The 20,280-nt window shown below is 35.5% G+C and carries 17 protein-coding genes and 1 tRNA gene; 12 read left to right on the forward strand and 6 right to left on the reverse strand.

Annotated elements, in window-relative coordinates:
* Positions 1-5: 5 nt before the first annotated feature.
* Positions 6-875 (forward strand): hypothetical protein, encoded by an 870-nt coding sequence (locus QXK50_00365; protein MEM2007615.1) that lies wholly within the window; start codon positions 6-8, stop codon positions 873-875.
* Here QXK50_00365 and QXK50_00370 read toward each other — a convergent pair.
* Together QXK50_00370 and QXK50_00375 are read right to left on the reverse strand one after the other, a co-directional pair.
* Positions 855-2,417, reverse strand: coding sequence for a radical SAM protein (locus tag QXK50_00370; GenBank protein ID MEM2007616.1), 1,563 nt, complete (start codon positions 2,415-2,417; stop codon positions 855-857). The two genes, QXK50_00365 and QXK50_00370, sit on opposite strands and share 21 nt — an antisense overlap.
* A gap of 52 nt (positions 2,418-2,469) precedes the next feature.
* The gene (locus QXK50_00375) at positions 2,470-2,895 is read right to left on the reverse strand and encodes a hypothetical protein (protein MEM2007617.1); all 426 of its coding nucleotides are present in this window, start codon (positions 2,893-2,895) and stop codon (positions 2,470-2,472) included.
* A gap of 326 nt (positions 2,896-3,221) precedes the next feature.
* Here QXK50_00375 and QXK50_00380 point away from each other — a divergent pair, with 326 nt between their 5' ends.
* From QXK50_00380 to QXK50_00390, 3 genes are all read left to right on the forward strand, one after another.
* Positions 3,222-3,473 carry a ribbon-helix-helix domain-containing protein gene (locus QXK50_00380; protein MEM2007618.1) on the forward strand — a complete coding sequence of 84 codons (252 nt, stop codon included), beginning with the start codon at positions 3,222-3,224 and terminating at the stop codon, positions 3,471-3,473.
* Between the two features lie 43 nt (positions 3,474-3,516).
* Positions 3,517-3,604 (forward strand) — tRNA-Leu (locus QXK50_00385).
* 615 nt (positions 3,605-4,219) lie between these two features.
* Positions 4,220-5,170: a hypothetical protein gene (locus QXK50_00390; protein MEM2007619.1), complete on the forward strand. Its 951-nt coding sequence runs from the start codon at positions 4,220-4,222 to the stop codon at positions 5,168-5,170.
* A 397-nt stretch (positions 5,171-5,567) separates the two neighbouring features.
* Here QXK50_00390 and QXK50_00395 read toward each other — a convergent pair whose 3' ends face one another.
* A complete protein-coding gene (locus QXK50_00395) occupies positions 5,568-6,716 on the reverse strand; it encodes a pyruvate formate lyase-activating protein (protein MEM2007620.1) in 1,149 nt (382 codons plus the stop codon).
* An 814-nt stretch (positions 6,717-7,530) separates the two neighbouring features.
* Between QXK50_00395 and QXK50_00400 the strand changes: the two genes are divergently transcribed.
* The 5 genes from QXK50_00400 (at position 7,531) to QXK50_00420 (ending at position 12,169) form a co-directional block, all read left to right on the forward strand.
* Positions 7,531-8,682, forward strand: coding sequence for a thiolase domain-containing protein (locus tag QXK50_00400; GenBank protein MEM2007621.1), 1,152 nt, complete (start codon positions 7,531-7,533; stop codon positions 8,680-8,682).
* A 6-nt stretch (positions 8,683-8,688) separates the two neighbouring features.
* Positions 8,689-9,114, forward strand: coding sequence for a Zn-ribbon domain-containing OB-fold protein (locus QXK50_00405; protein MEM2007622.1), 426 nt, complete (start codon positions 8,689-8,691; stop codon positions 9,112-9,114).
* A 57-nt stretch (positions 9,115-9,171) separates the two neighbouring features.
* Positions 9,172-10,617, forward strand: coding sequence for a potassium transporter TrkG (locus QXK50_00410; protein MEM2007623.1), 1,446 nt, complete (start codon positions 9,172-9,174; stop codon positions 10,615-10,617).
* 49 nt (positions 10,618-10,666) lie between these two features.
* Positions 10,667-11,308 carry an NAD-binding protein gene (locus QXK50_00415; protein ID MEM2007624.1) on the forward strand — a complete coding sequence of 214 codons (642 nt, stop codon included), beginning with the start codon at positions 10,667-10,669 and terminating at the stop codon, positions 11,306-11,308.
* Positions 11,309-11,374: 66 nt separating this feature from the next.
* On the forward strand, positions 11,375-12,169 hold the full coding sequence (locus tag QXK50_00420; protein MEM2007625.1) for a hypothetical protein: 795 nt from the start codon (positions 11,375-11,377) through the stop codon (positions 12,167-12,169).
* Positions 12,170-12,198: 29 nt separating this feature from the next.
* Here the strand turns inward: QXK50_00420 and QXK50_00425 are convergent, their stop codons facing one another.
* From QXK50_00425 to QXK50_00435, 3 genes are read right to left on the reverse strand one after another with little or no spacing between them, the layout of a single operon-like run.
* Positions 12,199-13,365, reverse strand: coding sequence for a CBS domain-containing protein (locus QXK50_00425; protein ID MEM2007626.1), 1,167 nt, complete (start codon positions 13,363-13,365; stop codon positions 12,199-12,201).
* A gap of 48 nt (positions 13,366-13,413) precedes the next feature.
* The gene (locus tag QXK50_00430; protein ID MEM2007627.1) at positions 13,414-13,659 is read right to left on the reverse strand and encodes a hypothetical protein; all 246 of its coding nucleotides are present in this window, start codon (positions 13,657-13,659) and stop codon (positions 13,414-13,416) included.
* On the reverse strand, positions 13,598-14,449 hold the full coding sequence (locus QXK50_00435) for a radical SAM protein (GenBank protein ID MEM2007628.1): 852 nt from the start codon (positions 14,447-14,449) through the stop codon (positions 13,598-13,600). Before QXK50_00435 ends, QXK50_00430 begins: the two co-directional genes overlap by 62 nt.
* A 472-nt stretch (positions 14,450-14,921) precedes the next feature.
* Here QXK50_00435 and QXK50_00440 point away from each other — a divergent pair, with 472 nt between their 5' ends.
* The 3 genes from QXK50_00440 to QXK50_00450 are packed head-to-tail and all read left to right on the forward strand — an operon-like array spanning position 14,922 to position 20,271.
* Entirely contained in the window at positions 14,922-16,670 is a 1,749-nt protein-coding gene (locus QXK50_00440) for an ATP-binding protein (GenBank protein ID MEM2007629.1), read from the forward strand.
* A gap of 43 nt (positions 16,671-16,713) precedes the next feature.
* A complete protein-coding gene (locus QXK50_00445; GenBank protein MEM2007630.1) occupies positions 16,714-17,946 on the forward strand; it encodes a DNA repair exonuclease in 1,233 nt (410 codons plus the stop codon).
* An 18-nt stretch (positions 17,947-17,964) separates the two neighbouring features.
* Positions 17,965-20,271 carry an SMC family ATPase gene (locus tag QXK50_00450; protein ID MEM2007631.1) on the forward strand — a complete coding sequence of 769 codons (2,307 nt, stop codon included), beginning with the start codon at positions 17,965-17,967 and terminating at the stop codon, positions 20,269-20,271.
* Positions 20,272-20,280: the final 9 nt, after the last annotated feature.

The following is a 20,280-nucleotide window of genomic DNA, read 5'->3' on the forward strand; positions in this document are numbered from 1 at the left end:
AATCAATGTATACGAGAATTATAACAAAATTCTGCAATTGTGTATATCTAGAAAAATATCCGATAGTAATGATCAGAAGAAATGAATTAGCCATAAGGATAAGTTATAGCTACTTATCGGTATCCGATATATGTATAGCAAACTGTTTCCTAGTAGCATCATCGCATAAGCCTATGGGCTCTATTTCTGTGGGCCGTGTTATTCATAGGGGTGTAGACGTGGAAAATATTTACGAGGGAATGAGGGTTGTGTTGTTTCCAATTAACTCACCTCGATATCTAGAAACTCTAGGAGGGGCACAAGAGGTAGCAGTAATAGACCATCATTACGTTAAACCTGCCGAGTTCAAGAACTACAGCGATATAGAAACAATGTTAATAGCAATGCTATCTGTAGAAAGCGATGTAGTGGACCTGGTTAAGGGAAAGGACATTCTCATTATGGGTAATGATATTTCCCTACTTACTTTTGCATACTATGCATCACGATACTCGTGTAGGATAGGAACAATACCTAAGCTAACTATAAATAGTAAAGTCCTTAAAGGTGAACATGTATCTCTACATAATTCGGATAAAAAATTCGAAACAATTGTAGTAGCTACACCAGATCCCACAGCCATCTGCTTAGCCATAAAGAATCTGGCAGCTCATAAAGCCACAATAATACTCTATCCACAACTAAACAAACTTCTAAACGGAATTTGTATCAACAATAAAGAGATAAGGATGGCAACTATTGGGCTAGGGAACATGCAGATAGGGATCGAAATTTTTGAAAACTTTAAGGAATTCTTGATGAAGGAGATAACAATTATTGACCATGAAGATTTAACGGAACATGTTTCTAGACCTCTAATTCTGAGATTTAGATGACAAATAATTAAAGCGGTACTCAAAATATTTAGGATTGAATCCTATATCCACTACCTCTGTCCATGGAGGATCATTCATCCAGCCGGTATAGATGTAGGTATAGTTGCCTCTAGATTTGATTAGCTTTATTAATGTTGAAGGAGAGCATGACTTAAATGCACATTCAATTATAGTAGACGAGATACTTCTATCGCCTTGAGCAAGTATTGCCTGTATGAAACCCCATTTACTGTCCATAGCATCGAGACGCACAAAACTATAGTTTTTGAGAAGCTCTCTATACCTTTTTATTCTATCGGCATTATTCATGACATGTATTGGTGGAAAATATTGGTAAGGAGTCCAAGGTTTCGGTATGAGGATGTTTACAGGTATTTCGAGAAAATGGTATCTTCTAATAATTCTTAGTCTATCCATGAGAATTCTCAGAGAATTCAATTCTTCATCTATATTCAGCTGAGGAAATCCAGTAATGAGGTACATTTTTACATGTTCATATCCTACTTTGTATGCATTAATAATTATCTCTAAAATTGTGTCTATATCTAGGCACTTACCTATGCTACAACTAAATCTTTTGACAAGTGCTTCAGGAGCTATAGTTACGGTCTTCTGACCTAGATTGTATAACAATTTTAAGCGCTCTTCATTAACATGGTCTGGTCTTAGTGAAGGCGCACTTACACTTACTCCATTCTCATAGAGTTTTTCTAGTAATTTATCGATATATGGGATATTGAATAATGATAATGAATAAAATATGATTCGTCTTGCTAAAGTATTGAATTTAAACCCATTCTCTATAAGATCCTTCACAACATTTTCGGATCTATATCTAAATGGATAGAATAAATGACCCTCCATACAGAAGGGACATAAGTATGGACAACCTCTTGATAATTCGATGCGCACTCCGTATCCGTATATGGGTTCCTCTTCTGGGGAATACACTTGTTGGACTGGATGAAATGCTGTATCAAGAGATTCTACATAGCATCTTTTAGCTTTCGAGTCAAACGGTGAAATAGCCACACAATTTATGTCCTCTAGCATTCTTAGAGGTCTATCATCTCTAACAGCATCGACAATTCTATCTAAAACGTTTTCAGCTTCACCTATTACAACAGCATCGACAATTTCTGTCAAAGGTAATGGATTGGCCGTAGGCGCTATACCGCCAGCAATAATCAATGGTTTTGCATTTTTTCTGTATCTAGGTAGAAGATTTAAAGCTCCAAGAACTTTAGCTACATTTATGTAATCGAGTTCAAAAGATAATGATACTAAAAGAGCATCGAGATGTCGAGGATCAATATCTTGGTCGAGCGACTCAAGAACGTCTTCCTTTATGTTGTACACATACCGATACGCTATAGTATTGTTCAGACTGTTTATATACTCATAAGCAAGATGCATAAATAGAGAACTAGAGGCAGCTCTATAGGGAATAGGGATAAATATACCTATTTTAGTGTCTCCCGGTTTCCCTTTCTTGTTTACTTTATTAAATTCTTTTTTGGGTTTAAAAACTACCCTGGTCATTGTGTATCTAGCAGGTTAACATTGGCTATAGAGGTTATAATTCTTAGCAGAATCATCCATGTCTTTTCATAGCAGCATTCTTTTTTAAGATATCAATAACGGAATCTAGACATTCACTCAGTATATCGCTATGCTTCTTCCTTATATGGTCTTCAATTACTTGCACAGGAAGTTCTTCTTCACATATACTACATATAGCCATAGACGTATTGACTTTTCTAGCTATAGGTTTTAGCTTAAGAATTAAAGGAGCTGTATACTTCATCAAAACTCGTGACTTCATAGATGAGCCTGTTTTTTCAATGATTCTCTGAACATAACCCCTAATCTGATGTTTACTTAAATCATACTTCATAGCTATAGTGCTAGGGCTAGCACCTTCTACAAAATAGTCATAAAGAGCTTTCACAATCTCTTCTCTATTTGCTAACACCTTAAGTATTAGATACTCGAGTACAGACTCGGTAGAGCTCTTCACGCTTTCCCCTTCTTCACACTTAATTTCATAAAAATTTTTAAACTGTATAACACAACTAATTTATAAACTTTTCCCTATTTTTACTAGGGATCATCATATTGTATAGGCAATATATAAATATGTATATATAAACATTTTGAATGTATTATCAAGCTAACTAAACCTTAATTGAGCGTATACCATTACTTTACACTAATGAAAATCGCTATTAACTCTCATCATAATGTATATGCCGTTGCTTAAAACTGTAAGGTATATATGTAAGTCCTACCAAATTATACTGGGCCACTTATGAACTATTACTGTTTTGTGATGGGCGAATAATTATGAAAGAAAACACTAATCAAATAATAGAAATTGAAATTCCCCTCACAAGAGTGATCTCAATCAAAATTGATGTAGAGACATTAAATGAAACAGACATAATTTTCAGAAAGAAAGGATTCAGAAGTAGATCCGAACTAATTAGAGAAGCATTAGTTACATACATAGAGCTTTTAAAAAGATTTGATAGAGATGAATTAAGGAAAATATTATCAACGTTACTATCAGTAGATGATGTGCGTAAAAAAAGATAAAGCTTCACAAATTACATCCACTATAGGAGTTAATATAGCTATAGCGGGGGTGCCCGAGCTAGGTCAAAGGGGTCGGGCTCAGGACCCGATGGCGTAGGCCTGCGTGGGTTCAAATCCCACCCCCCGCACCATGAAACCTTGTTTCACTATGAAGTTAACTACTTCTTCAACCAGTCTTCTCGTCATCAGTTTGAGATTCTGTTTGGAAAGTCCTGCAGTTAATCTGATTTTCAATTCTGACGCTTCAACCCAGCGACTATTGGAAAAAGTTCATTATTTTCATTACTGGAGCAATAATAGATACCTTCATAGATATGACTTTCTTTGATGTAGATGTAATGGACATTATGTTAATGAGACTACAGAGAATAACGAAGCTTGTTGACACTATAGCGAAGCAGTAGAAGAGGAAATGAATTCTAGTTCATAAATATTGAGATAACTCAGAGGTCAGGGTTAGAGGTATCGATGGGACTACTCTTGTTGTAGTGTCTAGTTCATCTCTATCGTTGGTTCAGCAGATCGGCGCAAGCGATGGAGGTGACATCTCTCACCATTAGAACAATCTAAACTACGGTTCTCATGAACTCATATGGAATAGCAACATCAACAATATATGCGATGGTGTTACTGATAATTGTAATACTCTCAATAGCGATACCACTGGTATTCCTAAGGTACATACTGGTCTTTATCAACAAAATATTTCAGTTTTCTCTTGCACCTCTTTTGTCTTGGGTATGTGAATGAAAGTGATGATGATTTCAGTACTTATGTTTGTTACTTTCTTTGTTAGTGTTCATGCCTATAGTGTTTATAACGTTATCGATGTCCGTCACGCATTACTGTTTCTGAAATCTCAGTACATCGAAGAAGCTGGATTGCTGAGAGCAGCAGTGAGAACGTATCCAGACAATACAACAATATATATAGCAAACGACAACATCCTCGCTGCGAGGGCTCTTGCTATCCTAGGAGATAGGGATCTATCTAGTAGGATACTCACGAAGCTGAACAATGAGTATAGTGGAGGCTTCAATGGTAGAATAGAGATACTCTTTGGTGTGGACATACCAGAGGTGTTCTATACACCAGTTCACGAAGAGCTAGGGAGTGTAGGTGAGTACAGGATCATCTATGAAAGGCCTGGGAACCAAGTTATCGAGGATTGGCACGAGTACGCCGACTTGGTTGTGTACCGTGCACTAAAGCAATTGCTCTGGGGCTCCAGAGCGCAGGCTGAACTACTCTTTCTTGAACTAGTGAGAATGTGGGATGGATACGGATTTAGAGATAAAGCATATACTGCCACAGGTATGTATAGTACATACAAATGCGGGCTCTTCATCTACCTCTACCGTGCTCTTGATTCAGCTGGATCAGATATTGTTAAAGACCACGTTAATATCAGGAACAAGTGCCTTGAGATAATAGCAATGGCTCAAGACCTCGAGACAGGTGGGATAAGAACAGACTACAGAGTCGTCAATGAGGAAATCATCATTGAGGGAGACGTGAACGTTGAAACAACAAGCATTATTGTATTAGCGCTCTACTCCGATTACCCACTAGTGTTCTCGAGAAGCACTAGACAAGTTAACCCAGTTGCCAAAGCGTATCCACTTGCTGAGCCAGTAGCATATCTAGTAATAGCGTTAATAGTGTTTATATATAGATTTATATGGAAACCTGTCTAAGCTGACCATAATACCACAAGTAATACATTGAATCCTTCTCTAAGCCTCTTTGAACTTTTCCTACTCCCCACACATTAATGTTAGACTGTACTCGGTAATGGAGATGTTGTTCCTACAGGATATACAGGAGGTTATTAAACGCTTTGGAGTACTTACCAAGTGGTTCAAGAAGAATAGGAAGAATCAACTCTGTGTGCGAACAGTTAATTAGGGATCAACTAGATGTTAAGCTTAGGACTCAAGATGTAGGCTTACATGGGTTCAAATTCTCTGCACTAGAGTTCCTCTACTAGTGCTTAAGCATCTAATATATTATTTTCATTAAAATCTCGATTAAGATTAAGAGATAATGATAGTTTGTTTCTCGTAATACACGACGTAGCCAGCTTCTATGTGCTTAAGAAATGTCTCTCCACAGTAATTCAAGTTGATCAGCATATTCATACACTTCTTCAAGCTCTTTACTACTTACATGTCTATTTATGTCGCTATATTGATGAGCTTTATATTCAGGTCTGTATTGATCCATGATATTGACTAGAACCCTATCTTTCGGAAGATTTTCTGCTATCCATCTCAATACAGGCTTCAAGCAACACTCTATATGGTTTGGAAGTACGAGATGGCGTATGATCATGTCCCCCCATTCTATGGCTATGCGGTGATTCCTGCCAACAACTTCTAGATATTTAGGTATACCTGAAAGTCTTTGAGCGCATGAGTTGTTTCCATACTTAAAGTCTGGTAGCCATATATCTATCACGTATATTAATAGATTTAGAGCTTCTTCACTCATATAGAAATTACTATTCCATAACTGAGGAACATTCACATCTAGAAACCTCATGCTATCTAAGATGTTATGTATATCTGGTGTAGGATCTCCACCTACATGATTAATGTTTCTAGCACCCTTACGTCTGAGATCTTTTTGCATAAGTGCAAGTTGATGGGATGATACTTCGATACCATTGAAAGGATTTTCTTGAGATATATCCCAATTTTGACAAAAAACACACCTAAAGTTACAACTTCCATAGAAAATAGTTCCACTAGGAACGAGAGGAGCTTCTTCACCTATATGTAGAAACCAGCTATGTACATAAGATCTACTATCAAGTCTACAGAAACCTCTTCTACCTTCACTTCTATCGATACCGCATCTCCATTCACAAAATCTACAGCTTTTCAGTATTTTAAATGCTATCTTGGTCTCGAGATCCAGTAGATTTGGAGTAGATTCTCCATACTTTTTCTTAAACTCTCTAAACCCTATACCAGATTTTCGAACCTCTTGCCATAAAGAAGTAAAAATCTTTCCAGTATCTCTATGTACACCTACTAGACTATCTATATCTAGAGAATTCATATTGCCAACATCTCTAGGGATTTCCACAGCCTTAGCTATATGAAATTTAGCGGGATAATCATCAAGAAGAATAGCATAATACCAGCTCAAAGTTTTTCTAAAGGTCTCGTTATGGAGGGCTCTTATAGCATCAGGCCTGACATAATACCAGTAACTTTCTTTTAGTATGTCTTTCAATTTTTCTTCGCCTATAGATACCCACTCTAGAGTTAGTTATACTTGATTCAATCTACTTTAGTCTTTATATTTCATTCATGAATTATCTGAATCAATAAATACGCTATATAACTAGTGTTTAGAGTCTTATAAATCTTTGACTAAATTCATAACAAATCTGGCCACTACATCTTAGAGTCTAATGGTTTCTAATCATATTGAAGTATTTAGATCTTAGCTGAAGAATTGATATCACAACAATTCTTTAAAACATAACTCGGTTCATAATCATTATGTATCTTAGCTTGGTGAAGAGCGGTTAAAATCTAATGATGTAACACTATAGTTTACTGTAAGCTATATTGTAAGCTACAAGACTGTAAGCTATATTGTAAGCTACAAGAGGTTGTAGAATTCCAATAATATGCTAGTGGTTAGAATAATCTTAATTTTGTAGTTATTCTACAGAATCTGAAGTAGTATCATCATAAATTACACATATAGAGAATATAGATACACCATATACTCACCATATTCTATCTGATGCATGCTCAATTCGATAGTTTACTTATATGTATTCCATTGTATCTGGTTCATAATCTATTTGACTAAGCAGCAAAACAGTACATCAATTGATTCAAGGTTTCCTATACCCCGATAATCATCATGCATCAGTGGGCATGACTTAAGACATCTCTTATATCTCTTCTAATACATCTACTACTTTCAGCAATATAAATTTTAACCTTACCATTATGCTAACTTTTAAATATTTGAGGTTTCTGTGATCTAGTTACATAGACTCAGCATAGATTATGAAAGGTGATTAAAGAACTTGAGAAAGGTCTATGTTGTTGGTGTAGGCATGGTTAAGATCGATAGACATTATGACAAAGGATTTGCTGAACTTATTCACGAAGCTTTTGTAAAAGCTTATGAAGATAGTAAGGGTATAGAACCTGAAGGAATCGTGGTAGGAAATATGATGAGTAGTTCTCTCTATCAACAAGATTCTCTAGCAGCTTTAGCGACAGATGCTATGGGCTTAAGAGGTAAAGGTGGATTTAAGGTCGAAGCAGCTTGTGGTAGTGGAGGACACGCATTTGTGGCAGGGTTTTCTTTAGTTGCTTCAGGATTATACGATGCTGTGGCTGTTATTGGTGTCGAGAAAATGTCTGATTATCCTACATCTAGAGTAACATCTGCTTTAGCTCAAGCAGCTGATGCTGAACATGAAGTTGTCTATGGAGCTAGTTTTGCGTCACTTAATGCCTTAGTCATGAGGATGTACATGAGTAAGTATGAAGCTAAAAGAGAGGATTTAGCCTTATGGCCTGTCAGAATGCATGAACACGCTTCCTATAATCCTTATGCCCAGCTTAGGAACAGAATAAAGGTTGAAGATGTTTTGAATTCAACAATTATAGCAGACCCCATAAGGCTTATGGATTCCTCACCTATAGGTGATGGAGCAGCTGTAGCAATACTTGCTTCAGAAGATATTGCTAGAAAGTTTAATGATACATCTATACATGTTGCTGGAGTAGGTCTTGGTAGCGATGCTCTAGATCTTAGCTCTAGAGACGATCTTCTGAAACCTTTAAGCATAATCAAGGCTGCTGAAAAAGCTTACCGTATGGCTAAGGTAGAGCCAAAAGATATTGATTTAGCAGAAATACACGATGCATTCACTATTACCGCTCTTTTATGTATAGAAGGTCTGGGTTTCTCTGATTGGGGATGGTCATGGAGGTTTGTGAAAGAGGGTAGATTCACTAAAGATGATAGACCTGCACTAAACTTGAGCGGAGGTTTAAAAGCTAGAGGTCATCCTGTAGGTGCTACAGGTGTATACCAGATTGCAGAAATAGTTATGCAACTTAGAGGTGACTTTCCAGGTCTAAAAGCATCTTCAGCTGAATTAGGTTTAGCATTAAATACAGGAGGTGTTGGAACCTTAACTTCAGTGGTTATTCTGAAGAGGTGAAGAGATATGATTATGTCTCCAGCTAGAGTTTGGAGAGAAAGAGGAGCTAGACTAAGGCTGGAGGGTGCTAGATGTAGAAAGTGCTGCAGGATTTTCTATCCACCTAAACCATCGTGTCCGTACTGTGGGTTTAGGGAAACAGAGAGAGTAGATTTACCTAAAAGAGGTAAGTTGGTCAGCTGGAGTATAGAGAACATGGTTCCTGAAGGATATAGGGTCGAAGCACCGGTAATTCTGGCGCTAATAGAACTTGAGAACGGTGTTAAAATACTATCAACATTAACTGATGTAGATCCAGAGAACGTCTACGAAGGTATGGAGGTAGAAGCTATATTAAGAAAGCTGTGGGCTGAAGGCGTAGAAGGACTCATAGTTTACGGTATCAGGTTTGTGCCAGTCCATGCAGGAAATCGGAGTGAATTCTTTAAGTAATAGAGGTAATGTTAGCTGACGGATAGAATTAAAGCAATAATTTTTTCTGCAAGTATTTTGTTATCAACTCTCATGATTATAGCTCTAGCGATAGGAATAATATTCTATATATATTCAATCCATGTAGATAACAGTATTGAGTTAAATGCTTCAAAAAGCTTTCTAACTATAGTTGCAGTAGTACTGATTATCAGCTCCACCATAGCTTATGTATTTCGTCACTACGTTATTATAGAGATAGTTGATGCACTTATTGTTGTAGCTATCCACTGGTTTATTGTTCCTCTTGTTAATGCGCTAATATATGGATATGTAATTGGTCTAGATTTTGTTGATGCTCTTTTTGAGTCTGTAAGTGGGTTCTCTGGAACCGGATTAACTATACTGTTCAATATAGAGAAGTACCCTTACGTTATACTTATATGGAGAGCCGCTACACAATGGATAGGCGAACTTAGTGTCGTAGTATTCTCTGGAGCTCTCTTACCTCATATTCATAGAATCCTGGGAAGGGTCTATGTAGCTGAACGTGGTATAAGATTTGCACCAACAATACTTTCAACAACTAGAAGAATGCTCATAATATATGCTATCTTGACACTAATTGGGGCCTTCATGTTCATGCACAGTGGTATGGGGTTGCTTGACGCATTTGCACATTCAATGACGGGTATAGCTACTGGCGGTATGTCCACAAATACACAAAGTATCGCCTACTGGTACAAAATTCATGGATATGGAATCCTAATAGTGTCTACGGTTATAATGGTTTTAGGGGCACTAAATTTTGTAGATCTCTATAATCTCGTGAGAGGTAGAATTAGGGAATTCTTTAAAGGTCTGGAGGTCAAATGGTTTATACTTATAGTATCGATACTGACTGTCATAACTATAGGGATAACATTATGTCTTTTGGGAAATAGTTTTGAACATGTAGTGATAACGGTATACAATATGGTGTCAGGGTTAACAACTACGGGGTTCCAAGTAGGTGATATAAGTTGGTATCCCGATATACTGAAGATGTTAATAATTCTGGCTATGGCTATCGGTGGAGCTACATTTTCAACGGCAGGAGGTATAAAGATAAAGAGAATAGCATTAGCGTTTAAATCAGTGGTATGGTCATTATCCAAATCTTTTCTTCCTGAAAACGTCTATATAGTTAAGAGGGTGAATGGGGAAATGGTGGAAGATGAAGATATAGTGTCGACTTACGTATTCATACTACTCTATATTATAATAGCTTTAGTAGCCTCAACAGTTCTCTTTATCATATTACAGGTTAGGGGCTATAATTGGAGCCATAGCTATATAGACGCTCTTTTTGAAACAGTTTCTGCATTATCTTGTGTTGGTCTTTCAACAGGTATAACAACTGCATTTATGCCATTAGAAGCTAAAGTGGTATTGATGATTATTATGTATCTCGGTAGACTAGAATTTTTGCCGATATACCTGATTATAGGGTGCCTCTATAAAAAGAAAATAACTCTCGGATGAAATAACTTTAATATATGGCTACGATAAATAATGTACAGGTTGAAGCTAAATGCGAGTTATAGTAGTAGGAGCTGTTGATGAAATTATGGAGTTGATTCGAGAACTCATTGATAAAGGACATGAAGTTGTGGTACTAGATGATGATAATACTAGAATAGACAGATTTGTTCAAGAACTTGATGTAGCTGTATATCTCTTCTCGCTATTTGATTTAACAACATTTATGCGCGCAGGTATGCATAAAGCTGATATAGTTTTAGCAGTACATCCTGTTGATACAGTAAATGTATTAGTATGTATATATGCAAAAAGTTTTGCTGTACCGAAAATTTATGCAGTTGTAAGCTCCGTCCATACAGCTAATGTACTGAATAAATTAGGTTTCGCAGAAAGGGTATTAGTGAAATCTACCTCAGTTAGAAGATCGCTTATTGAGCTGATATATGGTGTAAGGATCATAGAGCTAGATGAAAAAAACTACATAGTAATGCTAACGTTAAGTGATGTAAACCACTTAGAGAACAAAAAAGTAGAAGAAATTGAAGAACAAGGTGCAAAAGTTTTAGCAGTGCTCGATAGTGAAAATAATCCTATTAATTATGACAAAGACTATGTATTAAAAAGAGGCGAAAAAATTATAATCAAGATAAATAAGGGATCTATGGAACCTCTATTATTTAAATACAGATAGGTAAATAACAATATTTATTACCAACCTCTGGTATATATTATATGAGCCGACTGAAGAGGTTAAATAATGGTTCCTGAAGATTTGATGGAAACCATATGGAACTTTATGCAAACATATCATCTTATTGAGGTTTTAGTAATTTCAATAATTGTTATAATTATATATGTAGCGATAAGAAGAATAGTATCTAGATTCAGGTCTAAAGGGTTTATATCGCGAGGTACTGAAGAAACTATAAGATTTGTATCTTTTACAGTTCTATCATTAATAGTCCTAGCTGTAGCAATATCTTATTGGCTTCAGAACTATATTACTGCAGCATTCTTTATCACAATGCTTGCCATGTTTATAGGTATAATGGTGTACTCTATAAGGACCTATATCGAGAACGCTTTATCGTATCTGATATTCGTTACGTCGAATATAGTAAGAGATGGTGAAAATGTAAAAATAGACTACGGTAGTAAGGTATATGAAGGAAGAATAAATATAACAGAAGGTAGTTACGCAACCATTACCACGGAAAACAAAACAGTATTCATTCCATATAGTGTTCTCCTTAAATCAGTAATAGCCAAATCTCTACGTAATGTTGTCAAATTTAGGCTTAAAGTGAAGGGTCAGAGTCTCGAACTCGATAAAATTATTGAAGATATTAGAGAAATTGCGAAAGACTTGAAGATGATAAATAGAGAAAGTATTGATATAAAACCTTTAGAAATAAAAGAAGATGAGATAACTCTCAACCTATCTTTCGAGGTACCTAACCCCCGAAACATAGAAGAATGCTATGAGACGCTAGTAAAGCTATTGACACGAAAAATACCTTACAGACTTTCATTCGAACTTATAACAGATTAATGAATTTCTGGCAGAAGCTACAGATAATCTTACGTCTCGTATTTTCTGTAGCGTTCTCTCTTTTGCATTCCTTTCTCTATACGTTTTCTAAGCCTCTTACTTAGTATCTCCATAACCTCTCTGATGCATGTGGGTAGATCCCAGCAGGATGATCTAGCCACACTATCGCCTATGTTTGTAACAATTCTTGCAGAAACTTCATACATTTTCCTAACATCTTTATCTATTATAGTATCGGACTTCTTTAGCGGTTTTACAGCAAGTTTGAAGTCTATGATGTTTAGATATCTAGAGATATCCGCTAAATAGCTATTGACAATTCTTTCCACATATACTTTAGCAACTTCATCGCCTTCAACAGCTTTACTTATGCTAGCCTCTATGGGGTATATAGTTGCGGATTTCTCGACATATTTCTTCAAGATGTCTATGCCGCTTAAAACACCTACTATACGATTGTCTTCCGTAATAACAGGTATGCCGGTTATACGGTTATCTATCAAGAGTTTTACAGCATTTGAAAGAGATGAGTTAGCTATAGTGGTTATTGGAGGTGATGACATGAAGTCGCTAACAGGAGCTGCTAGAAACGATTCCTCACTTTCTATCCATTCATATCCTTTTCTTCTACTGAGCTTTATACGATACAATCGTTCAACTATATCACTGAGGGTTATAACTCCAGTAATTTTTTCAAAACGATTAACGACAGGGAGTCTGGAGAAGGCGTTTTTCAGCATAAGCCATCTAGCTCGAGCTATACTTTCCCATTCCTGTATAGTTACGGCAGGACTACTCATAACTTTATCAACTGTTTCTCGTGGCACTAAATTCTTTTCGTACAAATACTTTAGAACGATATGTAGATTAACATGACCAACAACTACGTTGTCTTCATCAACTATGGGTACATCTCTAGCTCTCCAAGAAGCTATAACCGCTATAGCTTTATCTATCGATTCATTCATGTTGATACTGTAGGGAGGATCCATAACTGTAGCTACTTTAGTCTCTCTACCTACACCCTTCATCAATATTGCTCTATAGCTAAGAACACCAACAAGTACGTTTCTGTCATCAACTACAGGTGTCACTCTAATTCTATGTTCGCTCATTATCGAAAGAATTTCACCTATCTTCATCAATGGTTTGAGCAGTACTGGAGGATCTATAGCAATATCTATTATCGTTGACATATGTTCTTACCTAAAACTATGTATAGGATTCTAGTATTTTAACATTCATTAAAGGTTATTGATACGTTTCCTACAGAGGATTAAGTAAAATCTTTTCTTCGAACTTGATACTTCTTTACATATAATACCATTTCTAATCATATCAGCAATAGTCTTTCTCAGAAATACACCATCAATGTATATACCCACAGACTCTAGCTCGTTTCTCAACTCTTCAAATAGTATACCATTATCAGAATATCTGGTGAGTATTTCTATAATGAGTTTCTCGACATCTTTTCTTGAATAACTCATAGATTTCATCACCCATAATTTTCTTCAGTTCTATAGGATCTATAGCAATCCAAGGCTTCAAATCTCTTAAACATAATCTCTTCACAACAGAAGGATAGAGCACAATAACCTCTGGATCCAACATATATATAGTATTGTTGTCTATATGGCTTAACCTCTCTAAGAGCATAGAAAATGATTCTCTAATACAAAAACTTATGGGAACAGCTATACGTAATCTGAAACCACTATCAATAACGTTTTCTACAGCTTTAATCTGGTATGTATGTACAGAACCCTCTATACCTGTGATACGCTCAAACTCTTCTTCAGAACATCCCTTTAGTGAAATCCTCAACATCATGATATCTCTAAAATCCTTAAGTATTTCAACAAAGCTCTTCTCTAAGCCTAAAAGTAGGCCATTGGTCTCTAGTATGAATACAATATTTATTTCTCTAAATCTACTAAATGCTTCTATAACTTGAATAAGATGTTGAAAACCTAATGTAGGTTCACCTCCACTAATTCTAATAAAATTATATCCCCTAGATCTAGCTATAGATATCAATTCTTTTACTACATCTATAGGCTTCATCATGAATCCCTTTCCTAGGTTATGGTTTGCTTTCCAACTCCAACAATATGCACAATTAAACATACAACCTACAGCATCAGCAACAGCAGAGCCTCCATAATGTTTAGAGGCTCTAAATCTGTAGTACCTACGTAAATAGACACCATTTTCTTCATTTACTACGATTTTCTCTACATATTTCATGATATTTAAAACATTTTCTAGCTTCAACATCTAAATCATCAACTCTCTCCTTACATACTAAATCTTAGTTAGAAGTATTTATCTTATCAGTTAATGTACCCATCATCAATATGGAATATTTAGGTTTTGTTAAGCTATTGCGGTAATGGACAAGAATCTGAATCTATATGAACCACAATCAATTCAATATATAGAAATATATACAATAAGATATTAAGCTGATTGTTAATAGATATAGCGATTATGAATTGTTTCTAACATCTATACTCAGTACATCAACACCTTTTTTATATTGTTTACTACCATATAGAAATATCGTGTGTATAGAATAACTAGAAAGTCTTTTCGATAGTTATTTGCATATATGTCGAGATACTGGTTTAAGACACTTATAGTAACATAATTGCTGGATATGTTTGTTGATCGCCATAGATAGTAGGGTTACAATTTTGTGTATTGATGCTGGAGTATTGTAACTAAAGAGATACAACATGTTTTTAATTTGATTAAACTCACATACTATCTATATATACAGGAAGGTCGATACAAGGTGCTATGTACCTCTAACATAGTGTTGGGTAAAGTTGGCGTTATTTCATATCCGAGTTCTGTTGAGATAGTATCTAGACATCCTATTCCAATAGGAGCCTATGTCGCTATACCATTCAAGGCTATAGATGTAGTATCGGGTAACACTATAGACTATTGTGCTATAGGGGTTATAAGTCAAACATCATACAGAAGACTTGTACCAACATCACCTTCAACTACTGCTAGTGAAAGCATAGGGTTAGAAGACGATATGCTTAGGTATGCCCCATCACTTGCTAGAATAATAGCACTTGTGGGTATTGATAATGAAGGAAAGCCTATGATTAAGATGCCAAACATTCCTCCACCACCAGATACACAAGTTTATTTAGCTCATATAGAGATCTTGTCCATGCTATTCAGCAGTAGGAAGGAAGGTTCGATAAAGATAGGGCATCTGCTTACAGAACCTAGGGTCGAGATTTATGTTGATCTAAATGCTTTAGCAAAACATCTATTTATAACAGGTACAACAGGTTCTGGTAAGAGTAATACTGTAGCTATTTTAGCTGATCGTATGGCATCTTATGGAGGGACAGTAATAATATACGATGTTCATGGTGAATATGGCTCACTTATGCCATCATCAAACATAGATATAGTAAATATTGAATACAAAATAAATCCTCTTGAAGTTCCACCAAAAGTTTTAGCAAGAATGATAGTACCTGAAGGTGGAGCAACTGTTCAGAGAATGCTTGTCTCTAAAGCAATGGCGGAAGCTCAGAAGCTATTTAAAGAACTTATAAAAGACCATGGTATATCGGATAAAGCTATAGAGAGCATCTATTCAAATGCATCATTATCTAAACAAGAATTAAGCGAACTTCTTGAGTCATTAGAGACCGAAGCTGGAGAAATAGATACTGAAACAAAGCTCATCTATTTGTTCAGATACGTAGTTAAAAACTTCATAGAAAAGAAATATGTCAGATCTAGAGATAAAGAACTATATAGAGAATCTTCATTAAAGGCTAGTTCAAAAGTTGATGAATTTTTCGAAAACGCAGCTTTAAGTCTCAAAACACAACAAATATCTAACCTTATAGCTCCTTCAAGGATTATTGTATTAAATGTGTCTCTTCTTAGCGATGATCAGAAAGATTACGTACTAAAGATAGTTCTCGATGAACTTCTATGGCTATCTAAACACAACTACTTTATTGGAAAACCCTGTCCTATTGTTGTATTCATTGAGGAAGCCCATATATTTCTATCAGCATCTAGACCAACGGCATCTAGATACTCTATAGAGAGGATAGCAAGAGAAGGTAGAAAATTTGGATTAATTCTAGGCCTGATCTCGCAAAGACCTAGAAATATAGATTTGAATACATTAAGCCAGATACAGAATTTTGTATTTATGAAGCTTGTTCAAGAAGCAGATCAACAGTCTATCATGAATGCTTCTGACTTGCTTACTGAAGATCTGGCTAGATCGTTAACCTCTATGGCTACAGGTGAAGCTCTTATTATAGGTGAATGGATTGGGCGGTTTCCTGTTTTCGTTAAAATAGATAAACACGAAGGTAAGAAAGTAGGTACATCTCTAGATATAGCATCTATATGGAGAAACAATATGAGGTTGCGGTATACAAGAGAAGAGAACTCATCGATGTTGAAAGAAGCTGAAAAAGAATTCTATGAGATCTTTAGCTAGTATGTTTAAATGCTGTACGAATATATGTATCTAAGGGCTGAAAATGTTTGCACTACATGTGAGTGATACTCATCTAGGTGCTGTTCCTAATGGTCTTCTCTCTAGAGCAAGAGATGTCTACGAAGTCTTTAAGGAGACTATAGATATAGCATTAAAAGAACGTGTAGACATTTATATTCATGCTGGAGATTTCTTTAACACATCTACCCCTCCACCAGAAGCTTATGTTGTTGCATATAGAGGATTAAAGAAGCTAAAAGATAGAGGTATAAAGATTGTAGCTATTGCTGGTCAACATGATATTCCTAAAAAGTATGCGGTATCTCCTTTAGCGATTCTAAGAGATGTAAGTGTTGTTGATGTAATTGCTATAGACAGTATTGTTAATGAAGAGATGGATATAGGTAACAAGAAGCTGATACTATATTGTGTGCCATATACATTCAAGAACAAAATACCATCAGTAATACCATCTCGTGAAGGCAAAGCTATTCTAATGGCACATCTACTTCTTAAAGATGTAGGGATACCTAGTCCTGAAGCAGATATATCTCTAGATATGGTTCCCTTAGGTTTTCACTATATAGCTCTAGGTGATTACCATATAAGAACAGTATTTAGACATAGAGATGGAGCTCCTGCTGTTTATCCTGGGGCTACAGAAGTTCATAGACTTAGTGAACATGGCGAAAAATATGTTGCGTTAGTTGATTTAAGTAAGAATGATGTTGCTGTAAACTTTATAGAGCTTCAAAATGTTAGACCATGGATAATTATTCAATGTGATGATGTAGCTAGATGTGTCAATAACATTTTGGAAAACGCTAAGACTATTTTGTCAAAGGGTAAGAAGAAACCTCTAGCCTATATACTGATAGAGAAGATAAAGACAGAGATATTGAGCAATTACTTAGACGATATGGTTTCTAAAGGCTCTATAGAGTACTATATACTATCGTCATCCGAACAAAAGAATGGGGAAGAGATTAAAGCTTATGATCATAGCTATCTAGAGCAGTTAGAACATATAGATGTATTGAAAATATTGGTGAGTATACTGGGAGAAGAATCTGTAGCTAGACATCTTCTAGACCTCATAGAGAATCCAGATAAACAGTTAGCTGAACAATTTGTGAATTTCTTGAGGAATAACGAAAGTATTGTTAAAGAACTTGAAGCAAAGATCAAGAAATCATCTATACAAGAAATGGCAAAATCTTCTCAAACCTTTATAACAAATAATGGTGGTAAGTCTTTAAGGAAACTGCTCAAGTAGTTGAAGGTGTTAAACAAAATGAGTAATATAGTTGTTATCAAGGCTATAAAATTAAATAATGTTTTATCTCATGAACAGACATATATAGAGTTTCCACTAGGTTTAACAGCTCTTGTAGGTCCTAATGGTGCAGGTAAAAGCTCTATAATTGATGCTGCTATATATGCTTTATTTATAAATCCCCAAAACATAAGAGGTTTTAGGGGTTCAAGTAAAAAGAGTTTTCTAAGAATTGGAAGCTCTAGTGGATATATAGAAGTTGAGTTAAGCATAGGGGGAAAGAAATATGTTGTCTATAGGGGTATAAGTTTGTCTAAAGGTGATGAAGCTGTTCTCTATGAGGTTATAGAAAATGAGAAGAAGAAGGTTTTGGCGGTAGGTGTTCAAACTGTTCTAGATTATGTAAGAAAGCTTTTATCGATTCCTTCAACTGAATCTATTAGGTACACAATAATTTCACGTCAAAATGAGATAGCGAGACTCATAGAGGAAGCACCTTCTACACGAAAAGAGCTCGTATTAAAACTTTTAGGATTGAACGAGCTTGAAAAAGCCAAAGAGGTTTTAAAGCCCTACTTAGAATTGGTGAAAAGCGATATAAAGTTTTACGATAGCTATAAACTAGAATTGAATGAAATTAGGGAGAAGGTTAAAGCGTTATCTCGTAGTATAGAGGCAGATAGAGTTGAGTTTGCGAGATTAGAGAATGAACAGAAGATACTTAGTGAAGAGATAAAGAGATATGAGAAACTCATAGAGTTAGTGAAACTTTATGATAAGCTTTCTAAAGCTATAGGGATTGTTAAAGAGCTTAAAGAAGTAGAGTCAGCTTTGTCTCTATGTAGAGAAATTCTTAGTTTAGATATAGAGAACTTCATTTCTATTACGAATGTACTAAGGGATCGGAAAAGAGATCTTGATGAAGCTCTAGAAAAGCTGAAGACCATAGAGAACGAGATAAATATTGTTCTAAAGAACCTAGAACTAGAGCTAGAGATTCAGGTTCCTTCTTCAGTAGATACTAAAGGAGTTATAGAGTATCTTGATGAACTATCTAAGCAAATATATTTAGATAGAAGCGTTAAGCAAGCTGAATTCAATATAGCTAAGAATTCTGTAGAGATAATCGGTAGAAGCGCTAATTGTCCTCTATGTGGAAGAGAACTTAGTGATAATCTTAAAGAGAGACTTCTTTCTGAGGCCAAGAACCGTATAGATTCGATTTTGAAAGAATTGGATGAATTAGATAAGAGGTACAACAAGGTTAAACTGTATATAGATAACGTAAAGAAGCTTGAGAAAGGTAGGCTAGAGATTCAGGTAAGGATTGAAAACAATAGAAAGATTATTGAAGAATATATGAATAAGTATAGAGAGATAAAGAATAGTATAGAGACTGTGATCAGTAAACTAAAATCAAGCAACTTCTTTACTAAATGTCTAGATAACAGCAACATAATAAATGTTGTTAGATGTATTCACAGATTAGCGATAGAGACTATGAAGATATATGAAGAAAAGAAACATATGTTGAGGAAACTATTTGAAGAAGAGATAACAATAGATGAGGTTTCAAAGAAATATACAGAGGTTAAGAACAGTATAGCTGAACTTGGTTTTGATATCAATAAAATCAATATAAATGAAATTGAAGCTAGATACAAAGAGTGTCTGAATAAATTTAATGAAGTAAGCATGAGAATGGGTCAAATAAAAGGAAGAATTGAAAGTTATTTAAAGATGCAGGAGGAGTTCAGCAAAAAAGAAAGAGAAATTGAAGAAAAGCTCAATCAGCTTAAGAAAAGTATCGAAATATATCCTGTTCTAGACTTCATGGTGAATAAGCTTTTAGGTAAAGATGGGCTTCTAGCAAAGATGTTAACACAAGAATCAAGAAGACTAATAGAGAGATACACCAACGCTATTCTGAAGGAGTTGGACATGAGCTTCAGAATCCGTATCGATGAGGAATTCGATATTAGTGTACATACACCTTTTGGTGAACTTGATATCAGAAGCCTTAGTGGTGGTGAAATAGTGGCGCTTGCAATAGCGCTTAGAATAGCTCTAGCCTATACAGTTTTTGGCAGACTTCCAGGATTCTTCATACTCGATGAACCTACACAATTTCTAGATAGAGATAGACGTAGATCGGTATTTGAGATAATAAAGAAGCTTTCGGAAAGAGTTCCACAGGTTATAGTGATTACACATGATGTAGAGGTAGAAGAATTAGCGGATAAGGTAGTCTATGTCTCTAAGGAAGGGGGAAGATCTATAGTTAGAGAAATAAGTGAACTTGAAAAAATTACTGAAACGGTATAACACTAATAG

Source organism: Ignisphaera sp. (genome assembly GCA_038831005.1).
GTDB lineage: Archaea > Thermoproteota > Thermoprotei_A > Sulfolobales > Ignisphaeraceae > Ignisphaera.